A 20,519-nucleotide genomic window follows, 5' to 3' on the forward strand; every position below is an offset into this window, starting at 1 on the left:
TTGCGTCACTGTTCTGTGTTTTCTGATCTGTAATTCTAGGCAGCTGCGTCAGTCAGCGGTAACAAGATCGTCGAGACTACACCGCCTTTAGCTTGTTCAGTAATCGTTAGGCTCGCCTTATCACCATACAGGGTTTCGATTCTTTGACGAATATTGCTCAACCCAACACCGTGCCCCGTATTCGCAGAAGGCGTTTTCAACCCAGCGCCATTATCAGCCACTTCAATTTTTAGCTGCAGTGCTTGTTGAGTAATACGAATATTCACTTGGCCACCAACGGCTTTGGGCTCGATGCCATGCGTGAGTGCATTCTCGACCAAGGGTTGAATCAAGAACGGTGGAATCACCTGCAAATCACTAATCTCGTGTGTTTCAATCGAAAACGTTAAGCGCTCACCCAAACGTATCTTCTGGATATTAAGATAAGCGTCTAACAAGTCGACCTCTTGTGCGATGGTCGATTGCTCGGTGCGGCTGTTTTTCAAAGTCACACGCAGCAAGTCAGTCAGTTTTTCGAGCATCAACTTGGCTTTCGCGCTGTCACTCTCAATCAATACATTGATGGTCGCAAGCGTGTTGAACAAGAAGTGCGGTTCAATTTGGCTTTGCAGTTGCTTAAGCTGACTCAGCACCACCACCTTTTCTTGGTCGGCCTGACGACGCTTGGCCACTTCCAATTCGTTATCGGCACGTAACTGCTGCTCTCGTGTGTAGAAATAGTAATAGCAAACCGAACAGAAGATCACACCGAGCAAGACTACGGATTTAAGGTCCGAGATATTGGCCCCGAAATATCCGTTCAACCAATAGTGGGCGTTCAAGGTACCAAAAGTCATCGCGAACACCATTGAGATACCCACTTCAAGCGTTCGGGATGTCCTCTTAAACAACTTCACCAAGATGAAAGAAGAACCTACGGCGCTGTAACCAAAGCCAAAACTGATTGCCAGGTTAACCGTTAATCCGCCGCCCCAAATCGTATGGGTTGTAATCGCAATAAGAACACAAAATAGCGTGGTGAACGCGAAACTCTTAATCCATGAAAATCGACTGTTTGAAGAAGTGTCCATTAAAATCGTCCTTTGATATTTAAGAGAATCATATGACTATCGGGTAAGTTGGCGTAAGCAGAATCACTTTTACCGCCTAGAAAGCGTGCAGCAAGTTCCAAATCCAACGATGAATTGCCATTATCTAAAGCCTGATAGTTGAGCCACTGAGTCGCAATAAAACCGCCATCTTGTGGAGATAACATGACATCGAATGTTGGCGTGATATCTTCAAGCCAGCCATGTGTCGAATCCAGAGACCAGTGAAACATGATGTTGTGTTGAACCAAATTAGCGTGCTGATAGCCTTGCGCATAAGAACCGGCCAGTGATGCTGCCGTCGCATTGACCGACAAAGACTCTGCACTTTCTAGCGCGCTTTGCCATTCAGAATTGCTCCAAGCGCGGCTATCAAACCAATATTCCAACACCACATTATGGCCCGTGTCATTGGCCCAGGTGAGTCCTGCTAACGCTTGATAAGCCTCGCCCTGCTCTTCAAGATAAACCGGTTTAAGCATTGAGTCCGGCTGACTGTAGCCAAGGCTTTGTCGTTGATAGACCATCGAGCCATGAAACTCCCACGCGAGATTCAACACCGACACTAAACTCGCCCCAAGTAAACCGTGGCGCACATCGTCGTAATAGGCGACCCATTGATATTCGTGGTCGCCAATCAGATTGTAACGACGTATCCCAAAGCCTTGTTGCTGATTCTGCTTTTCGAATTCATTTACGTCTTGGGAAGTCCATGACGAATCGCTGTAAAGCAGTGTCCACTCGCCCGTCATATCGAACAGTGACGCCGAGGCAACACCTGCGCCCTCTTCTGCGACAATGCCCACTGGATTTTGTCGATAAGGCTTGATGATGTCTAAAGGTCGATAGCCATAGCCTACGCCCCAATCGAGGCGAACCTTGCCGAGAGTGACATCAAGATAGTGATTACCAACGAGTGAATTGGACAGCTCGACACCACCTTGCCAGAACAACTCACGCACAATAAATTCAGATTCAAAGCTCACGTCTTGTTGTTGAGGGTTATTGCTCAGAATATCATTGGCTTTCACCGCAAGCAGACCAAGCCAATTGCCATATCCAACCTCAAGATCCAACAGGCCATTCAAAGACTGACGATGATCAGATGGTAAAAGGCTAAATGGCGACTCTCGCGATTCAACCGACTCAGCGCTCAGTTGCCAATCCCACGCTAAGCTCAGGTCGTCCGCTTGAATCGTGTGACTCACACAAGACAAGGCAAGCAAAGTAGCGATTGAAGACTTGATGTGAAATCGGCGATTGGAAGCTTTCATGACGCTCACCTACAGACCAGACACGCTGTTACGCGATAAGTAAGCAGGGTTGTAGTATTTGTCAGCCAAGGCTTGTTCACTCACCTCGCGGTACTCAATCACAGTTTTCTTGCTTGGTTGAATCTTATCGAGCAAAGTCATCGACACAACGGTTGGTAATCCATCTCTCACGCCTTCGGTAAACCACGCTTGCTTCGCCAGTTTTCCCGAACGCAGATACATATCCGCTTTAACTGGGAATGCTCGGTCAGCCGTTAACCACAGATCTATCGATTGATAGCTGGCACCCTTGGTTTTCGCAGCGAGCTTTAGGTGATGGGTATTTAGTGTCTCGCCAGTCGGCATCTCAACCTGTTGCTCGGCAACCCACTCCCCTTGGTAATCTTCGCTCCAAGTGAGCGTCGAGATGTCCCCTACCGAGGCTTCACCCAATAGCTTTTGCATCGGTGTAATACGAATGGGACGGCGTGATTTCGGCATCAATAACCAATAGTTATCTTCAATCATCAGCATCTTTTGACCTGCCTCGACGGCTGATTTAAAGACCACTAATGACTCTCGGTTTGGCCTTGTATAGACGTTGTATTCACGGGTTTTGTCGAGTTGCTCGTCTTGATATAGCGCCACCAGAGACACTACCTTAGAGGCTTGTGCACTGTTCAATCGGTAGCTATCCGCCTTGGCGATCATCTCAGTGACTTGTTGTGAATCAACTGCCCAGCTTGGTGTCGATGCTAGAACCAAAACCAATACAGAACCTAAAACAGTGAGTAAACGAGTAAATTTAGACATAAACCAGCGCCTCCGTGATTGGCTTATTCACGCCTTTGCGAGCAGAGAAATAAGCAGCCAGCAAACAGATTGTCAGCACGCCTAAAGTGGCGTAGCCAACTAATTCCAATGAGAAGTAGATGTTGAGTGGGTAACCCTCGGTTCTGCCGGGAGGTGGTGGCATTTGGATATCAACCACTAGCAATAACACCGATACTAAGTCACTCACTAACGCGCCAATCGCGCTGCCAATCAGTGCCAGCAATCCCGCCTCTTTTAAGAATCCTGCCACGATTTCAGACGGGTAACTGCCGAGTGCTGACAAGGTGCCAATTTCACGAGTGCGCTCTGTGACTGACATGGTCATGGTGTTGAACAACGATACGAACACCACCAGTGCCATCACTGCGCCCATGATGCCGAAGATCCGGTCGTAAAGATCTTTAACCTTGGTGTAGAAAAACGCGCGATCTTGCCACGGGGTGATCTCGATCTCTGTGCCTTGATCGCTTTGGCTCGCGCTATTTCGATCTAAAGTCGCTTGAATGCGTTGTTGTACGGTCGAGGTCTTGCTGGTTTCGAAAAGGAATACCGATAACGTGCTGACTTTGTCTGAGGCCAAAAGCTCTTGCGCGGTGGTGATGTGAACATACAGCTGACGCTTATCCAGCTCAGGTACCCCTGTCGAGTAGATGCCCTGCACCTTAAAATCAAAAGCGTTCAAAGCGCCATCACTGGTGGTCGCGAGCAATGTGACCCAATCGCCAACGGCAACTTTGAGGTTACGAGCAAGGTCGGTTCCCAGCATCACTTGTGGCTCTTGGCTGTCGTATCTTGGTGATTTCACATCTGAGAGAGTTTGACCACTGCGCACATCAAGGAATGGTCCTTTCATGTCGAACTCACGTTCATTGACGCCCGTTCCCATAAAGATGGTCGACTTACTGCCGTTAGACACCAAGCCGCTGAAGTAGACTCGTGGTTGAACGCCACGCACATCACTGTCACCAATAATGCTCTTGGTTAGCGCTTGAACATTGTCCAGACCATTGCTCAACGGCATGTCTTCATCTTGTTCAAAATACCCCGGCGTGCTCAAAGTAAGATGACCAGTATCGCGCGCGGTCGATTCACGCAGAGATTCATAAGTGTAAAGCCCATAGCCACCGGCACTGGTGAGTGCAAATACCGCGATGGCGATAATCAAGACCGACAGCAGACTTCGTCGACCATTTCTTAATAGATTAAGCCACGCCAAACGCACCGAGGTAGGAAGCAAAAACGTGCTCATTCTTTGTGTTAACTTGCCCATGAGATCGCCTCCGTAGTTACAGCTTGTGGAGCCAGTTGGCCGTCGATAAGTTCAATCACTCGGTCACAACGCTGCGCCATTCTTGGGTCGTGCGTTGCGACAATAAAAGTTGTGCCCATTTCGTGGCCGAGCTCTTTCATAATGTCGATCACAAGGTTGGCGGTGTGGCTATCTAGGCTGGCAGTCGGCTCATCGGCAATCACTAAGCTTGGATTGTGGATTAGCGCTCTGGCTATCGCGACACGTTGTTGCTGGCCACCTGAAAGATTGTCTGGTCGGTGATGGATGTAATCTCCCAGCCCAACACGCTCTAACATGTCTTGTGCTCTGGTCTGCTGTTCTTGTTTCGAACATTGGTTCAACATCAATGGATAAGCGACGTTTTCAAGTGCCGTCATCACAGGAACCAGATTGAAGCGCTGAAACACAAAACCCAACGATTGACGACGAAAGCGTGCAGCGGCGATTTGCTCTGTCGGATACGGTTGGCCATCAATATTGATCTGTCCTCGATAGCTCATATCCAACAAACCAAGAATATTCAAAAGTGTGCTTTTTCCAGAACCGGACGGGCCACACAACGCTACCATTTCGCCGCGCTGGATATGTCCGTCGACCCCGTTTAAGGCATCAACACGTTGACCGCCCGTGAGATACGCTTTACCGATATTTTTAAATTCAATCATTCCTTTGTCCTCCGCTGACCCATCATTCTTAAGCGTTCGCAGTTATGAATGAGCTTTAGTAAACCGCTATTTAGCATTCTCAGCTGTTATTTGGCTTTCGTTATTAGGGCTTTCGCCGTCATGGTCTCGATGTTGCCAGCATCAGTACTTTCCATTTTTTCAAGCCACACCTGTGCTTGCTCGAAGTCTTCAGCACGAATCGATGCGGTAATGGCGTAACGGTAAATCCACGAGGTCGCAGCGAAATGCTGTTGTTGGAAATCATCTTCCGCGAGTAACGAGAGGAACAAGTCATAACCACGATCGAAATGGTTAAACATGTCTGGCAGAGAGGTGTAAGTAACGGCGGCCATTGCGCGAGTTAGGTAAGAATCAGGCAGCCCTTGAACACGAGGTTGCTCATGAATCGGTTGGTCATCGTCTTTAAGCAGCACCAGTGATTTATCAATGGTTGATAACCCTTTCTCCACATACTTCATCTTGTTCCAAGGCAGGAATGCATCACGTCCCATTAAGGTTTCTGTGCTACCTAGGTAAACCAAAGTCAGTGGTGTTGCGCCGTCTTGTTGCAGCGTGTCATTAAGGCGTTCGTAAGCCACCTCAACCAAGTCTTCATTGCCTTGCGCCGCTTGGTTATAGATATCGAGCACGTCTGAACTCGGGTTCGCTAAAGCTAACGACGGTGCAAACGAAACAAGCGCAATCAGCAATGAACGCTTAAACAGAGAGGTAGTAGAGCCTGAATTAAATGAGTGTGAAGTAGTCATGATTTCTAATCCCTTTCAAATGTTGACGTTGAAAGGTTAACTAGAATTTGTCATGCCGTTTTATCAATGCGACGAATGGTAATTACCAGGAGTGAATGGTTGAGCTGGGGCGTGAGTGGAGTCTCAACCTTATAGGAACTAGACGAACACTATTCGCATAATTAGCCATAGTTACCTCCCCCTCTAACTCCCCCTCAATCTGGGTTCATCAATATCTCTAGATCTGTAGCAGAGGGGGAGAACTTTCTTTAGCACTGAACATACATCGACACTTTTAACGATCGGTGTTCTATTCCTCCCCTTTCCTCGAGCAGCAAGGGATCAAAAATATGAATCAAGGGGAGGCTAGGAGGGGATTTATTTTGGATTAACGCACTCGGCAGAGCTCAAACCAAAAAAAATAGCCGCTAATCAGCGGCTATTTTCAATGTTCAGAACAAAGCTTGATGACTTTTACTTCTTCGTCTCTTCAACCACAGCTTTCATCAATACTGATGTATCCATGCGGCCTTGTCCTTCGGCAGACAGTGCCTTGTAGGCGTTGTTGGTCTTTTCAGTCAGTGGAAGCTGGATGCCTTGGCGCTCAGCTTCATCTAGGCAGAAACCTAAGTCTTTGATCATCCAATCAATTGCGAAGCCAAAATCGAACTTGTCTTGCGCCATTGTGGTCGCGCGGTTTTCCATCTGCCATGAACCTGCTGCGCCGTTTTTAAGGCAATCAACTAGCGTTTGGATATCCAAACCTGATTTTTCAGCAAGTACCAAACCTTCAGAAAGGCCATTCAATACGCCTGCGATGCAGATCTGATTGACCATCTTTGCGCGTTGGCCTTGGCCGACTTTACCCATAAGAACTGACGACTTACCGTAAGCTTCGAACACAGGTTGAAGGTCGTTGAAAAGCGCTTGTTCGCCGCCACACATGATGGTTAGCACGCCGTTTTCTGCGCCCGCTTGACCACCAGATACAGGTGCATCCATAAAGCGAATACCGGCTTGCTTCGCTGCCACTTCAAGCTCTTCAGACAGAACTGCAGACGTTGTAGTGTGATCGACAAGAATCGCGTTTGGCTTCATCGCTGCCAATGCGCCTGTTTCGCTGGTTGTCATGCTGCGTACGTCATCATCGTTACCCACACAAACCAATACCACGTCAGCTTCCGCTACACACTCAGCCACAGATTCTGCCGCTTTACCTTGGTGTTTATCAGCCCAGTCTAGCGCTTTGCTGTGAGTGCGGTTAAATACCGTTACCTCAAAACCGGCTTTGACTAGGTGGCCTGCCATTGGGAAACCCATAACGCCTAGCCCGATAAAACTTACTTTCATTTCTTTCTCCTTTTATTTGACCAAACCATCGCTATGAAAAGATCGAACACTCTCAATCAATGCATCAATAAGCAGGGTCAAAGCCTTTGGCTGATATTTTCTTTCTTTGTACACTAAATACGCTTGGCGATCACCCCGATGATACTCAGGGAGCACTTGAATCAGATTCATCTCTGGGGATACGTGACGAAAAGGCAATGACGCGAGCCCCAAACCTTTTTGCGCTGCGGCCGCCACCGCATGAATATCGTTGACGATGAACTTAGGTTTAATCGTGATCATTTGCTCTAAGCGGTCGGATTTGTAGAGCGGCATATCGAACACATCATCGACGTTAATCCAATCTTGCAGCTCCAGGTCGTCCGGCTTTTCTATTGCTGCACGCGAATCTAAGTATTCTGGGCTCGCATAAAACCCGTGTTTGGCTTTAAACAGCGGTCGAGCAATCATGCCTTCCATGTCCGAGATCTTAAACGTGATCAGTAAGTCACGATCGGTCTGTGGAATAAGCTGTTGTTGGCTCAGGGTAAGGTCGAGCTGAACGTTCGGGTATTGAGTGAGGAATTGCTCTACCGTCGACCGTAGAAAGCCACTGTAGAAGTTATGAGGCACGGCGAGCTTTATCTTGCCTTGGATAGCGTCACGCTCTTCAAGCAAGCTATTAAAGCCGTGATGAATCGACTCCATGCCGCTGCTCAGTGCAGAAAAAGCCGCCTCACCGTCTTTGGTGGCCACCAGCTCACGACCTTTCTTTTCTAAAAGTCGGATATTGAGGCGATCTTCCAATGCGGTTAGCCGACGCGACATAGTCGACACAGGGAGTTGCAGCCGTTTCGAAGCCGATAGCAAAGAGCCCTCTTCAACCACGGCACAGAATAAGAACAGATCATCAATGTTTCCAAATATGGAATTCATACTTCTACATGTGCCTATTTTTCTCATTAATGGATAAATGTAACCTTATCTCATCAACATCAGAAAATCACGGGAGAAACACAGTATGAACAACAAACAATTTTGGGTAACCGCGATTTTATCTTCACTGACCATGGCGACCATCATGTCAGGGTTAATTTCTGGCTACAAAATGGGATTCAGCCCCGAGTGGCCTCCAATCTGGATGCAAAGCTTTTTCATTGCTTGGCCTTGTGCCATCGCACTCAACCTCACTGTGCTTCCTTTGATCAGAAAACTCTCAGCATGGATTTGTCGCCCAAGAACGCTTTGCGAACCTGAGATCACGGAACGATGATCAAGGGCTAGTGTTAAGGAGCTATAGTCTAGGTTCTGCGATAAAAGAGATGCGGTAAAAAGCTATGTTCATGGATAAACGCCTGAATTACAGACATAAAAAAACCGAGCACTAGGCTCGGTTTTTTAATAACTGTTGTTACTGTAAAGATTACAGCTCAGCGTTGTGGTAAACCTGCTGAACGTCATCACAGTCGTCAAGCATGTCTAAGAACTTCTGGAACTTCTCAGAATCTTCTTCAGCTACTGGCGTAGTTGTTTGAGGAACGAAAGTGATTTCCTCAACGTCTAGCGTTAGCTCTGGGAACGCAGTGTTTAGTGCAGTCTTCGTTTTGAAGAACTCAGTCGTTGGAGCGAATACAGTGATAACACCGTCTTCTAGCTCAACGTCAGTCACGTCTACGTCTTCCATCATTAGCGTTTCTAGGATGATCTCGTCGTCTTCGCCTTTGAACTGGAATACAGCTTGGTGAGCGAACATGTGAGAAACAGTACCTTCAACACCGATTTTCGCACCAGTCTTAACGAAACATTGGCGAACGTCTTGGAAAGTACGGTTGCCGTTGTCAGTTAGACAGTCAACGATTACGCTTGTGCCACCAGGGCCAAAACCTTCGTAACGAGCTGGTTGGAAGTCTTCACCGCCGCCGCCGTTCGCTTTATCGATCGCTTTGTCGATAACGTGAGCTGGTACTTGGTCTTTCTTCGCTTTAGCAATCAGGTGCTTAAGAGGTAGGTTCATGTCTGGGTCAGAGCTGCCGTTCTTAGCCAGTACGTAAATCTCTTTACCGTATTTAGAATAAACTTTAATTTTTGCGCCTGCAGTTTTCGCCATTGAGGCCTTGCGCACTTCAAAACTTCTTCCCATCGGGATCTTCTCTCTGATTCAATTAACGGTGCAAATTCTAGCAAATTACTGTGTCATTTCAATTCTACAGCACTGCTGGGCAAGGTTTGTCTGCGTTTATGCGACACCCATTACCCGTTTGTATTTTTCTACAGACTGATCAAACCAAGCCTTTTCTTCTGGGTCACCTAGCTTCATTGCTTCTTCAACAATGGCTTCAGGGCCACATTTCGCTTGCTTCAGTTTCCATACAAGAAACGATGCTTGCTTATCCAGTTCGATTTTATTTTTCTCGCTGGGTGGAAGGAGTGAAAGGTTGATAGACATTATTAGCCTTCGTCTGTAATACACTTGGCCGAGAAATATATCATAGAGCAGCCTCATAAAACCAATACTATGAGTAACAGAAAGGGTTTATGAGACAAGAAACCAAGCAAGTCGCTGATGCAGGTCAAGCTAGTTTGAGAGAAGTTGCACCCCTTGAGGAGAAAGTATCGAGTATTCAACTCACATTATGAGCTGAATAATCAGATAATCGCATCACAGAGATAAGAAGGACAGCTCCTCGAAACCCAAAAGACTACTCACTCACCGCGAACACATCGCAGCGTGAGGCGCAGATGAAGTCATTTTTGTGCAGGCCTTTGATTGAATGGCTCCACCAAGTGACAGTGACTTTGCCCCACTCCAATAAAATCGAAGGATGATGGAACTCTTCTTCTGCCAGTTCTGACACTTTGTTGCTGAATGCCCACGCTAGTTTGTAGTTCTTAAACTTGAACACCTTCTCAAGCTGCGGGATGCCGTCTCTTTTGATGATCTGCCAATCTGACAACTCCAACAGTAAAGATTGTTGCTCATCTTTACTTAAGGCAATCGCGTCGATACTGCAGGCTTCGCATTTTTGTTCATTCAACATGTGTTGGTTCCTTGGGTTCAAAAAGTGGTGGTAGTAACCCCGCATCTATAGCGAGATCAGCTTGCTGTAATAGGTTTTCCTGACTGATTTTGAAGAGCTCAGATAGCTCGTCGATCACGTAATATTTCGGTTGCATGATGTCGATGCGGTAAGGAGTTCTTAACACCGTTTGCAGATCGAACCGTTCACGAACCGCCAAATCACCGCCCAATGCGTACATGGTTTCCGCCGGAGAAGAGAGAATGCCACCGCCATAAATTTTCAGTTGTTGGCCTTCTTTTACTAAACCGAACTCGACCGTAAACCAATACAAACGGGCAAGATAAGCGCGCTGTTTGGATGTGGCGGCTTGGCCTAGTTTTCCATAATGCTCAGTGAAAGCCGCGAAATCGGCATTAGTGAGCATGGCACAGTGACCAAAAATTTCATGAAAGAAATCAGGTTCTTGTAAGTAATCGAACTCGTCTCGCGTTCTCAGAAATGTCGCAACTGGGAATTTCTTATTGGCGAGCAAATCAAAGAATCGGTCGAAATCAATCAATGCAGGCACAGGCTGAACTTGCCAACCTGTTGTTTCCATTAGCACTTTATTTATCTCTGGAAGCTGGGGAACTCTGTCTAATGGCAGATCCAGCAGGGTCAAACCGTGCAAATAAGCATCGCATGCGCGGTCATTAATGACGTCCAGTTGCCTTTTCACTAAGTCGTGCCAAATGGCGTCTTCTTCGAGGCTCCACTCAACCCATCCCTCTTGGCTCACGGGCTTAGAATGATATTGAGTCATTACACACCTCCTTTCGAATGTCTCACTTTAAGCCTATCTCCACTCCTTATATCCGCCAATTTGCACGATTTTTCGAAACGGGCGATCGTGTAACATTTTATTTACACAATTCCGACAGCCCCTTATTTTGCTGATCTTTTGACTTTGTAAAACCTAAATACCAGACTGAAATCGTTAAGTTTTTGTTAAAGGTAAAGGAATGCACGAGAGCAATAAGCCAATTTGGCAACCCAGTGACCAACGTATCGCACACGCCAACGTAACCCGATTTATGGATAACCTCGATCAGCAGGGCGTATTCGAGCGGGAATTGAAAAACTACACGGAGCTTCATCAATGGTCTGTGGAGCAGCCGGAGTCGTTTTGGCATAACGTGTGGCAGTTTTGTGGCATGGTGGGTTCGCAAGACTGTATTAACAGGGTAGAAAGCGAGCACATCAAAACTCAAAGTGAAAGCCGCTGGCAGCAGCCGAAATCGAATCGCGATGCGGTGTGGTTTCCGAATGCTCAAGTTAACTACGCCGAAAACTTGCTGCATTCAGCAAAAGCGTTGCCAAACGAACTTGCGATTTGGTTTGAGAACGAACGTGGCGAACAGCAAAGCTACACATGGCAAACCTTGTGTGAGGAAGTCTCTAGCGTTCAACAATGGCTCGTGGAATGTGGCGTGCAACAAGGCGATGTGGTCGCCGCTTATACTTCTTATCTGCCGCAAACCGTGGTCGCGATGTTGGCAACCACCAGCTTAGGGGCGATTTGGACGTCAACCTCGCCTGATTTTGGCGTCGAGAGTGTAATTGAGCGATTCGGACAGGTGAAACCTAAGGTGCTGTTCACCTGTGATGGCTACACCTTCAATGGCAAGACGTTCGATATGACGGACAAGAACCGTGAAATCATCGAACACTTAAACGAATTAAAACAGGTGTGTCAGATCGGTTATTTGAAACCGAGTAATGACTTAGAGAAGAGCGATTTAGAGAAGAAAAAAGTTGAACATGATGTGTCGATTCTAAGCTGGCACAGCATCATTAATCACTATCAGACAAAACCTCTTCGATTTGTGCGTATCGGCTTCAATGAACCATTATTCGTACTCTACTCTTCCGGCACAACGGGCAAGCCTAAATGCATTGTGCATTCTGTCGGTGGCACCACCATCAACCACCTAAAAGAGCATCAACTTCATTGCGATATTAAACCGAGAGATCGCGTGTTCTACTACACCACTTGTGGTTGGATGATGTGGAACTGGCACGTCTCTGCGCTCGCCAGCGGTGCTTGTTTGGTGATCTTTGATGGCAGCCCGGTTTACCCGCAACCTAACGTTCTATGGGATTTAGCGCAGCGAGCTGACGTATCGACATTTGGCACCTCAGCCAAGTATCTAGAGGCGATTGAGAAAGCCGAACTCTCACCGATCGACAGCCACTCTCTTCCTCAATTAAGAACACTGTGCTCGACCGGTTCTGTGCTCTACCCAGAGCAGTTCGATTACGTTTACAAGCACATAAAGCAAGACCTGCATTTGGCGTCGATTTCTGGCGGCACGGATATTTGTGGCTGCTTTGTTTTGGGCAACCCTATCTCGCCAGTGTATCGCGGTGAGTGCCAACAGGCCGGGCTCGGCGTCGACATCAAGGTGTTCAATTCGTCTGGTCAAAAGGTCGATCACGAACGTGGCGAATTAGTTTGTACAAATTCCCTTCCCAACTTCCCCGCTGGCTTTTGGAATGACACCGGAGAGCGCTATCACAGCACCTATTGGGATAGGTTCGATAATGTGTGGCATCACGGTGATGAAGTCGCGCAGAGCGAACATGGCGGTTACCTGTTCTACGGGCGAGGCGACACCACACTCAACCCTGGAGGAGTAAGAATTGGTACCGCCGAGATCTATCAGCAAGTAAACACCATTGAAGGCATCATCGATTCGATAGCTGTCGGTAAAGACATCGACCGCAATGAGCAGATATGGTTGTTTGTTCAGCTGCAGCAAGGTGTGAGTTTAGATGAAAAGTTACTGACAGCCATCAAAAGCAAACTCAAATCATCCTGCTCGCCAAGGCACGTGCCAAGCCAGATATTTGCGATCAGCGACGTGCCAAAAACACGCTCAGGCAAACTGGTGGAGTTGGCTGTGAAACAGGTGATCAATGGCAAGAGTGTAGAAAACCTTGGGGCTATCGCTAACGCCGAGGTTTTGGAAGAGATAAAGAGTGTTGTTTCGCTTTAGTGTTGAGCCTTAGAAAGTGGCTAACTATCTCCGATTTTCATTTGGCTGTCAGATAGCACCTAGAGTAAAGGCAGCCGATTGAAAACCAAATCTAAACTTCTATTTAAGCTTGTGAATCCTCGCCTCAGTATAGCCCCGTACCTTTTCCAAAGCTCTTAAGCATTGTTGCTTTATCAACAAGCAGAGGCGCTAGCATTGCTGAAGAGACAGCAAGCGCAATGTATTCGTTTACTTTGAATACCTTAGCTGCAGAGAAAGAAACCAGCATAGGTAAGAAGAAGAACACAGCAACAGAGATCGAGCGGAAGAAATAAACTGTGTCTGAGGTTTCAGAGATAACATTGGTTGCAATAAGGCCAGACAACAGGCCCATCAACATACCCGCGCCTGCGATTGCGGGTACAACCGGACCAAAGATGCCTGCGACAATGCGCATCACGCCTTGGAACAGCTTGCCTTTCTCTAGCTCATCAGCCGGAGTCGCGTCAGCTTGTTGAGTGTTTGATAGTGCGTTGAACCACTTTTCTACCTCAACACCGATGATGACTTGAGTTTGGCCTTGTTGAAGTACCACACCTTTCACATCTGCGATCTGCTTGATCGCTTCTTCGTCTACCAGTGACTCGTCAGCTAATTTGAATCTCAGCCTTGTCATACAGTGCGTGATACTCACGATATTGTCTTCACCACCAAGTGCAGTGATTAATAACTGTATATTTTCTTTGAAATTTTTCTTATTCGATGATGACTTCGAGTTGGCTTTGTTGCGTAATTCAATGGAACTAAATCAAGAACCTACGATCTGATCAGCTACCTCCACTCTATCTCGTAGTCCTATGCCTAAGCCTCGTTATAAAACAACCAACTGGAAGCAATACAACCGATCACTCATTAACCGTGGTTCTCTGACTTTTTGGATTGATGAAGAAGCAATAAGCGGATGGGCGCAAAGCAAACAGAATAAGCGCGGTAGGCCGCGTCGGTTCAGTGATTTAGCTATCACGACAGCACTCATGGTCAAACGAGTTTTTTCTATGCCATTGAGAGCGCTGCAAGGATTTATCGACTCGATATTTAGGTTAGCCCATGTACCGTTAAGTTGTCCGCATTACACCTGCATCAGTCGTAGAGCCAAGCAAGTTGAGGTTTCATTTAAGACTAAAACGAGAGGAGCGATACAGCACCTAGCCATTGATGCTACTGGCCTTAAGGTTTATGGCGAAGGTGAATGGAAAGTCAAAAAACATGGGACGGATGGCAAGCGTAGAGTCTGGCGAAAGCTGCATATTGCAGTCGATACCAACACTCATGAGATCATTGCCGCCGAGCTAAGTTTATCGACGGTTACAGATGGAGAAGTACTCCCGAACTTACTGAAACAAACACGCCGAAGTATCCTTGAGGTGTCTGGTGATGGCGCTTACGACACGAGAGCGTGTCACGCTGCTATTAAGATTAAGGGAGCTATTGCGCTTATTCCCCCAAGAGAAGGGGCTGCCTTCTGGGAGCGTGGTCACCCTCGAAATTTCGCCGTGGGTTGCCAGAAATTATACGACTCAAATAAGTATTGGAAAGAGCGGTATGGATACCACAAACGTTCACTCTCAGAAACAGCGATGTATCGAGTTAAACAGTTGCTAGGAGGGAAACTGAGCTTAAGAAATTACAATGCCCAGGTGGGTGAAACTTACGCGATGATAAAAGCGTTGAACAAGCTTACTGGGTTAGGTATGCCTGAAACTTGTCGTATTGACTAAGAAACAAGCGAAACGGGTTGGCTCTATCTCTAAATTTAATTACGCAACAAAGCCGCTGAGAACCAACGTGAAAATATAATCAAATCAGCGGCGAGTATTGCCGCGATCGCTCGCGAGCATGAGATTGTTATCGTTCATGGTAATGGCCCACAAGTAGGTTTGTTGATGGAACAAAACGCAGCTTACAACGAATATTCACCAGAGACGACCCCGTATCCAATGGATGTACTCGGCTCTCAAACCTGTGGCATGGTGGGCTACATGTTACAGCAAGAACTAAGAAACATTGACCCTGAATTAGACGTAGCGACGCTAGTCACGCAAACTGAAGTAGGCTTTGTTGCGTAATTAAATTTAGAGATAGAGCCAACCCGTTTCGCTTGTTTCTTAGTCAATACGACAAGTTTCAGGCATACCTAACCCAGTAAGCTTGTTCAACGCTTTTATCATCGCGTAAGTTTCACCCACCTGGGCATTGTAATTTCTTAAGCTCAGTTTCCCTCCTAGCAACTGTTTAACTCGATACATCGCTGTTTCTGAGAGTGAACGTTTGTGGTATCCATACCGCTCTTTCCAATACTTATTTGAGTCGTATAATTTCTGGCAACCCACGGCGAAATTTCGAGGGTGACCACGCTCCCAGAAGGCAGCCCCTTCTCTTGGGGGAATAAGCGCAATAGCTCCCTTAATCTTAATAGCAGCGTGACACGCTCTCGTGTCGTAAGCGCCATCACCAGACACCTCAAGGATACTTCGGCGTGTTTGTTTCAGTAAGTTCGGGAGTACTTCTCCATCTGTAACCGTCGATAAACTTAGCTCGGCGGCAATGATCTCATGAGTGTTGGTATCGACTGCAATATGCAGCTTTCGCCAGACTCTACGCTTGCCATCCGTCCCATGTTTTTTGACTTTCCATTCACCTTCGCCATAAACCTTAAGGCCAGTAGCATCAATGGCTAGGTGCTGTATCGCTCCTCTCGTTTTAGTCTTAAATGAAACCTCAACTTGCTTGGCTCTACGACTGATGCAGGTGTAATGCGGACAACTTAACGGTACATGGGCTAACCTAAATATCGAGTCGATAAATCCTTGCAGCGCTCTCAATGGCATAGAAAAAACTCGTTTGACCATGAGTGCTGTCGTGATAGCTAAATCACTGAACCGACGCGGCCTACCGCGCTTATTCTGTTTGCTTTGCGCCCATCCGCTTATTGCTTCTTCATCAATCCAAAAAGTCAGAGAACCACGGTTAATGAGTGATCGGTTGTATTGCTTCCAGTTGGTTGTTTTATAACGAGGCTTAGGCATAGGACTACGAGATAGAGTGGAGGTAGCTGATCAGATCGTAGGTTCTTGATTTAGTTCCATTGAATTACGCAACAAAGCCTCAGTAAATCTACATGGACTCATTCGCATCCTCTTGATTCTCTGGCATCGCGTCGATAAAAGCGGGTAACTGATTACACGCTTCGACAATCGAGTTAATCAACGGATAAGGCGACATATCAACGCCAAAGCGCAGCGCGTTATAGACTTGTGGCACCAAGCAGATATCGACAATGCATGGTGAATCGGTGAGGCTATACACCGAATCACCGTGTGTTGGACGATGCTTAGAAAGCTTCTCTTCTAACGCCGAAAAACCTTGGCTCATCCAATAGTGAAGCCAGTCTATTTTAGCCTCTTGCTCACACGACAACTCTCGCTCCAAATACTGCAGCACACGCAGGTTATTGAGAGGGTGAATTTCTATCGCAATATCCTGAGCCATTGCCAACGCTTGATAGCGCAATGGTGTTTGCTCTGGAATCAACAAGGAGTCTGGGCTGCTCTCACATAAATAGCTTTCGTCCAAGTATTGCAAAATAGTCAGCGACTGATTGAGTTGAACGTCACCATCCACCAGCACTGGCACTAATTCACTGGCATTGAGCTCGCGATATTGTGGATCATGCTGCTCGCCGCCATTACGCACCAAATGCACCGATTTAGACTCATAGTCGAGTTGCTTTAGGTTCAATCCAATACGCACTCGATAGGCGGCCGAAGAGCGCCAGTAACCGTAAAGTGTCATGTTCTGATTCATACAATGATCTCGCTCGAGCTGAATCTTTATAATATGGGCTATAACGCTCGATATTGGCTAACTTTTTGGTCAATTGCGCCAAAAATGGAGTCACCCGCCGCATCAAACATCTCAAGCTTGATCGAATCGCCAAACGACATGAATTGAGTCGAAGGTTTGCCATCGCGAATCGTCTCTATCATGCGTACCTCGGCAATGCATGAATAGCCCACGCCGCCCTCTGCAATTGAGGTGCCGTGGTCAGTGCCTTGCTTATTCGATACAGTGCCTGAACCGATAATAGCCCCTGCCGATAGTGGGCGAGTTTTTGCTGCATGGACGACCAACTCTGCAAAGTTGAAGGTCATATCGACGCCCGTATTCGGGCAACCAAAAGGCTGGTCGTTGTAGGTCGATATCAACGGTAAATACACCTTGCTGCCTTTCCATTGCTCACCAAGCTCATCAGGTGTCACAGCGACAGGAGAGAACGCCGAAGAAGGCTTCGACTGGAAGAAACCAAAACCCTTAGCAAGTTCAGCCGGAATCAAGCCACGCAGCGACACATCGTTCACCAACATCAACAAGCGAATCGAATCATGCGCTTGCTTGGCGCTAACACCCATTGGTACGTCACCAGTTACAACCGCAACCTCACCCTCGAAATCGATACCCCATTCGTCGCTGGCAAATTCGATGTTGTCACGAGGGCCGATAAACGCATCTGAACCGCCTTGATACATCAGTGGATCGACCCAGAAGCTTTCTGGCATTTCAGCACCACGCGCTTTACGCACCAGCTCAACGTGGTTTACATATGCGCTGCCATCAGCCCATTGATAAGCGCGTGGCAGAGGCGATTCACAATACTGAGACGCAAACACTTCACTGCCTGTCACATGCCCGTTGTTTAACGAGGTGTATAACTCTTCTAACTGAGAAACAACGCTGTCCCAGTTATCCAAAGCCACCTGCATGGTGGGGGCCAGATGCATCGCGTGAAAGATTTCGGTGGTAGGTACACACTGTTTGAGATCTTTACTCACGACCATCAATAGGCCGTCGCGAGTACCATTTTTCTTGGTTGCTAATTTCATCCTTGTCCCTTATTTCTTATCGTCAGCCATTTCTTTCAAACCAGAGTCTTGCCAACTGTAGACATATTCTTTGTTCTCAACGCTATCGAGTTCGTCAGAGAACTGCAGTGCATGGCGAGTATCAATCATCACCGCCACTTCGTCGGTAAACTTCTTCTTGTGCGCTTGCCCAGCCTTAAAGGCTTTAGGGTGAGGGCCATGTGTGAAGCCAGCCGGGTGGAAAGTCACCATTCCCGCTTCAATATTGTCGCGGCTAAAGAAGTCACCAGCGTGATAGAAAAGCACTTCGTCATAATCATCATTGTTGTGATAGAACGGCACTTTCAATGCGCCTGGATCGCTCTCAATTGGGCGTGGCACAAAGGTACACACCACAAATCCCGCACCAACAAACGTAGTGTGCGCGGACGGTGGCAAATGGTAACGATGTGACATCAGCGGTCTGATATCGCGCCAATTCACTTTCACCACGGCTAAGTCGCCATGCCAGCCAATTGCATCCAATGGATTGAACGGATAGGTGATCACACTGACTTTGTCGTGGCGCTTCACCTGAACCTGAGTTTGATTTTCTGAGTACTGAGCGCGGAATTGGTCATTGATCGAAGGAATTTCAAGAACCGCCGGGTCAAACACCGCGTGATTGCCGACCATGCCTTTCTCTGGCAGTGAGTAAGCCGCGTCTGTATTCTCAATCATCAAGATGAACATCGGCTCACTTGGCTCTAAGCGCCAGTTGGTCGAGCGCGGGATCATCACATAATCCCCTTCACTCACTTCTAAATGGCCATAATCACAATAGAGATCAGCGCTGCCTTGGTGAATGAACAGCAGTTCATCGCCATCGGAGTTACGCACCAAGAAATCCATCATCTCGTCCATGCGCCATACGCGAATTTTGCAGTCCGCATTGTGCAAAAGATGAGGCACCGCCCAAGGGGTTATCTGGCTGGCTTTTTCCACCAGCGTAAAATCAAAAGCGCGAGGACGTAAATCGCCCTCCCACTCCGACCAACCAGTTGGAGCATGTTGGTGATGAAAGTGAGCGGCAGGGCCGAAAAATCCACTTCGACCCGCTTCTCGCTCATAGATGGCCTCTTCGGGGAAATCAGCATGCGCTTGTTTCGAACACACACCCTCCCGATGAGGAAACGAGATCCATTTATGCATCGTCTAATACTCCTCGACGAATCTGGTCCTCTTCAATCGATTCAAATAGCGCTTTGAAGTTACCTTCACCAAAGCCTTCGTTGCCTTTACGCTGAATGATTTCAAAGAACACAGGACCAATTACCGTCTGTGTGAAAATTTGCAGCAAGATGCCGTCTTTGGTCGGCGCGCCATCAATCAGAACGCGTAGGTCGCGCAGCAGATCGGTGTCTTCACCGTGGCCCTTCACACGCTCGTCGACTTTCTCGTAATAGGTATCTGGAGTTGGCATAAAGTCCATGCCGCGATCACGCAGGGTTTTCACCGTTTTGTAGATGTCATCCGTTGCGAGCGCGATGTGTTGTATACCTTCACCGTTGTATTCGCGAATGAACTCTTCGATTTGTGATTTGTCGTCTGAAGACTCATTGATAGGGATGCGGATCTTGCCACATGGTGAGGTCATAGCGCGGCTCACAAGGCCAGTCAGTTTACCTTCAATATCGAAGTAGCGAATCTCGCGGAAGTTACCGATGCGCTCATAAAACCCAGACCACACGTCCATGTTGCCTTGCTTCACGTTGTGCGTGAGATGGTCGATTTCATACAAGCCAACATTAGCTTCGGCCATACGCTGTTCCGCATCGTCATAGAATCGGAAATCGACGTCATAGATGCTCTGCTTGCCATAGCGATCCACAAAATAGAGCAGGCTTTCACCTATGCCGTAAATGGCAGGAATGCTCAGCTCCATCGGCCCTATTTCTGTTTTGTACTCTTCACCACCGCCCTTAAACGCTTGTTCCATTGCAGCGGTTGCTTCGTTGACACGAAAAGCCATGCCGCACACCGATGGCCCATGCACCTTGGCGAACGCTTCCGCTTGGCTGTGTGGTTGTTCATTAACGATAAAGTTGATGTCACCTTGTCGATACAGCCAAGCCTCTTTTGAACGGTGCTTGGCGATCTCAGCAAAACCAAGTGACACAAACAGCGCTTTAAGTTGCTCAATTCCCTTGTGGTCAACGGCCGTGTATTCAACAAACTCGAATCCATCCGTGCCAAGCGGGTTGTATGTATCCACCATGAACTTTCTCCTTGTACCTATTGGTTTTGTATTACGTGTTTTTGTCCTTAATTAAATTTGGCCCACAAGCGGAAAGATTGGAATGGATGGAAGGAAATGG

The 20,519-nt window shown here is 47.4% G+C and carries 20 protein-coding genes and 2 pseudogenes; 4 read left to right on the forward strand and 18 right to left on the reverse strand.

What is annotated here, in order from left to right:
• Positions 1-35: 35 nt before the first annotated feature.
• The 8 genes from OCV20_RS24245 to OCV20_RS24280 all read right to left on the reverse strand — a co-directional run bounded on the left by OCV20_RS24245 (position 36) and on the right by OCV20_RS24280 (position 8,142).
• Positions 36-1,070: a sensor histidine kinase gene (locus OCV20_RS24245; RefSeq protein ID WP_086773996.1), complete on the reverse strand. Its 1,035-nt coding sequence runs from the start codon at positions 1,068-1,070 to the stop codon at positions 36-38.
• Complete coding sequence (locus OCV20_RS24250) at positions 1,070-2,362, reverse strand: hypothetical protein (RefSeq protein ID WP_086773997.1); 1,293 nt, start codon at positions 2,360-2,362, stop codon at positions 1,070-1,072. The genes OCV20_RS24245 and OCV20_RS24250 overlap by 1 nt, the downstream gene beginning before the upstream one ends.
• 9 nt (positions 2,363-2,371) lie before the next feature.
• The gene (locus tag OCV20_RS24255) at positions 2,372-3,154 is read right to left on the reverse strand and encodes an outer membrane lipoprotein-sorting protein (protein WP_086773998.1); all 783 of its coding nucleotides are present in this window, start codon (positions 3,152-3,154) and stop codon (positions 2,372-2,374) included.
• Positions 3,147-4,445, reverse strand: a complete 1,299-nt coding sequence (locus OCV20_RS24260) for an ABC transporter permease (protein ID WP_086773999.1) — start codon at positions 4,443-4,445, stop codon at positions 3,147-3,149. Before OCV20_RS24260 ends, OCV20_RS24255 begins: the two co-directional genes overlap by 8 nt.
• Positions 4,433-5,131 (reverse strand): ABC transporter ATP-binding protein, encoded by a 699-nt coding sequence (locus OCV20_RS24265; protein ID WP_086774000.1) that lies wholly within the window; start codon positions 5,129-5,131, stop codon positions 4,433-4,435. Before OCV20_RS24265 ends, OCV20_RS24260 begins: the two co-directional genes overlap by 13 nt.
• Before the next feature lie 86 nt (positions 5,132-5,217).
• Positions 5,218-5,898, reverse strand: a complete 681-nt coding sequence (locus tag OCV20_RS24270) for a hypothetical protein (protein ID WP_086774001.1) — start codon at positions 5,896-5,898, stop codon at positions 5,218-5,220.
• 453 nt (positions 5,899-6,351) lie between these two features.
• Entirely contained in the window at positions 6,352-7,227 is an 876-nt protein-coding gene (locus tag OCV20_RS24275; RefSeq protein ID WP_050620224.1) for an NAD(P)-dependent oxidoreductase, read from the reverse strand.
• A gap of 12 nt (positions 7,228-7,239) precedes the next feature.
• On the reverse strand, positions 7,240-8,142 hold the full coding sequence (locus tag OCV20_RS24280) for a LysR family transcriptional regulator (RefSeq protein WP_050052651.1): 903 nt from the start codon (positions 8,140-8,142) through the stop codon (positions 7,240-7,242).
• 85 nt (positions 8,143-8,227) lie between these two features.
• Here OCV20_RS24280 and OCV20_RS24285 point away from each other — a divergent pair, with 85 nt between their 5' ends.
• Complete coding sequence (locus OCV20_RS24285) at positions 8,228-8,479, forward strand: DUF2798 domain-containing protein (protein ID WP_050620225.1); 252 nt, start codon at positions 8,228-8,230, stop codon at positions 8,477-8,479.
• Positions 8,480-8,629: 150 nt separating this feature from the next.
• Here OCV20_RS24285 and OCV20_RS24290 read toward each other — a convergent pair whose 3' ends face one another.
• The 4 genes from OCV20_RS24290 to phhA form a co-directional block, all read right to left on the reverse strand.
• On the reverse strand, positions 8,630-9,346 hold the full coding sequence (locus OCV20_RS24290) for a YebC/PmpR family DNA-binding transcriptional regulator (protein ID WP_017057670.1): 717 nt from the start codon (positions 9,344-9,346) through the stop codon (positions 8,630-8,632).
• Positions 9,347-9,442: 96 nt separating this feature from the next.
• Positions 9,443-9,652 carry a DUF3283 family protein gene (locus OCV20_RS24295; protein WP_004732615.1) on the reverse strand — a complete coding sequence of 70 codons (210 nt, stop codon included), beginning with the start codon at positions 9,650-9,652 and terminating at the stop codon, positions 9,443-9,445.
• A 253-nt stretch (positions 9,653-9,905) separates the two neighbouring features.
• Positions 9,906-10,244 carry a 4a-hydroxytetrahydrobiopterin dehydratase gene (locus OCV20_RS24300; protein ID WP_086774002.1) on the reverse strand — a complete coding sequence of 113 codons (339 nt, stop codon included), beginning with the start codon at positions 10,242-10,244 and terminating at the stop codon, positions 9,906-9,908.
• Positions 10,234-11,028, reverse strand: coding sequence for a phenylalanine 4-monooxygenase (gene phhA, locus OCV20_RS24305; protein ID WP_017065113.1), 795 nt, complete (start codon positions 11,026-11,028; stop codon positions 10,234-10,236). The genes OCV20_RS24300 and phhA overlap by 11 nt, the downstream gene beginning before the upstream one ends.
• A 199-nt stretch (positions 11,029-11,227) precedes the next feature.
• Here phhA and OCV20_RS24310 point away from each other — a divergent pair, with 199 nt between their 5' ends.
• Entirely contained in the window at positions 11,228-13,264 is a 2,037-nt protein-coding gene (locus OCV20_RS24310) for an acetoacetate--CoA ligase (RefSeq protein WP_086774003.1), read from the forward strand.
• Positions 13,265-13,409: 145 nt separating this feature from the next.
• Here OCV20_RS24310 and OCV20_RS24315 read toward each other — a convergent pair.
• Positions 13,410-14,042: pseudogene (locus OCV20_RS24315) on the reverse strand (PTS transporter subunit EIIB); the annotation flags it as partial.
• A 58-nt stretch (positions 14,043-14,100) separates the two neighbouring features.
• Here OCV20_RS24315 and OCV20_RS24320 point away from each other — a divergent pair.
• The gene (locus OCV20_RS24320) at positions 14,101-15,021 is read left to right on the forward strand and encodes an IS5 family transposase (RefSeq protein ID WP_086773621.1); all 921 of its coding nucleotides are present in this window, start codon (positions 14,101-14,103) and stop codon (positions 15,019-15,021) included.
• Between the two features lie 54 nt (positions 15,022-15,075).
• A pseudogene (locus OCV20_RS24325) lies at positions 15,076-15,354 on the forward strand (carbamate kinase); the annotation flags it as partial.
• Positions 15,355-15,408: 54 nt separating this feature from the next.
• Here OCV20_RS24325 and OCV20_RS24330 read toward each other — a convergent pair.
• The 5 genes from OCV20_RS24330 to hppD all read right to left on the reverse strand — a co-directional run bounded on the left by OCV20_RS24330 (position 15,409) and on the right by hppD (position 20,419).
• A complete protein-coding gene (locus OCV20_RS24330; protein ID WP_086773621.1) occupies positions 15,409-16,329 on the reverse strand; it encodes an IS5 family transposase in 921 nt (306 codons plus the stop codon).
• Between the two features lie 88 nt (positions 16,330-16,417).
• Positions 16,418-17,107: a maleylacetoacetate isomerase gene (maiA, locus tag OCV20_RS24335; RefSeq protein WP_086775791.1), complete on the reverse strand. Its 690-nt coding sequence runs from the start codon at positions 17,105-17,107 to the stop codon at positions 16,418-16,420.
• Positions 17,108-17,145: 38 nt separating this feature from the next.
• Positions 17,146-18,183: a fumarylacetoacetate hydrolase family protein gene (locus OCV20_RS24340; RefSeq protein ID WP_086775790.1), complete on the reverse strand. Its 1,038-nt coding sequence runs from the start codon at positions 18,181-18,183 to the stop codon at positions 17,146-17,148.
• Between the two features lie 9 nt (positions 18,184-18,192).
• Positions 18,193-19,353, reverse strand: coding sequence for a homogentisate 1,2-dioxygenase (locus tag OCV20_RS24345; RefSeq protein ID WP_086775789.1), 1,161 nt, complete (start codon positions 19,351-19,353; stop codon positions 18,193-18,195).
• The gene (hppD, locus tag OCV20_RS24350; protein ID WP_017067769.1) at positions 19,346-20,419 is read right to left on the reverse strand and encodes a 4-hydroxyphenylpyruvate dioxygenase; all 1,074 of its coding nucleotides are present in this window, start codon (positions 20,417-20,419) and stop codon (positions 19,346-19,348) included. The genes OCV20_RS24345 and hppD overlap by 8 nt, the downstream gene beginning before the upstream one ends.
• Positions 20,420-20,519 lie beyond the last annotated feature (100 nt).

This window comes from Vibrio coralliirubri (assembly GCF_024347375.1).
Classification (GTDB): Bacteria; Pseudomonadota; Gammaproteobacteria; order Enterobacterales; family Vibrionaceae; genus Vibrio; species Vibrio coralliirubri.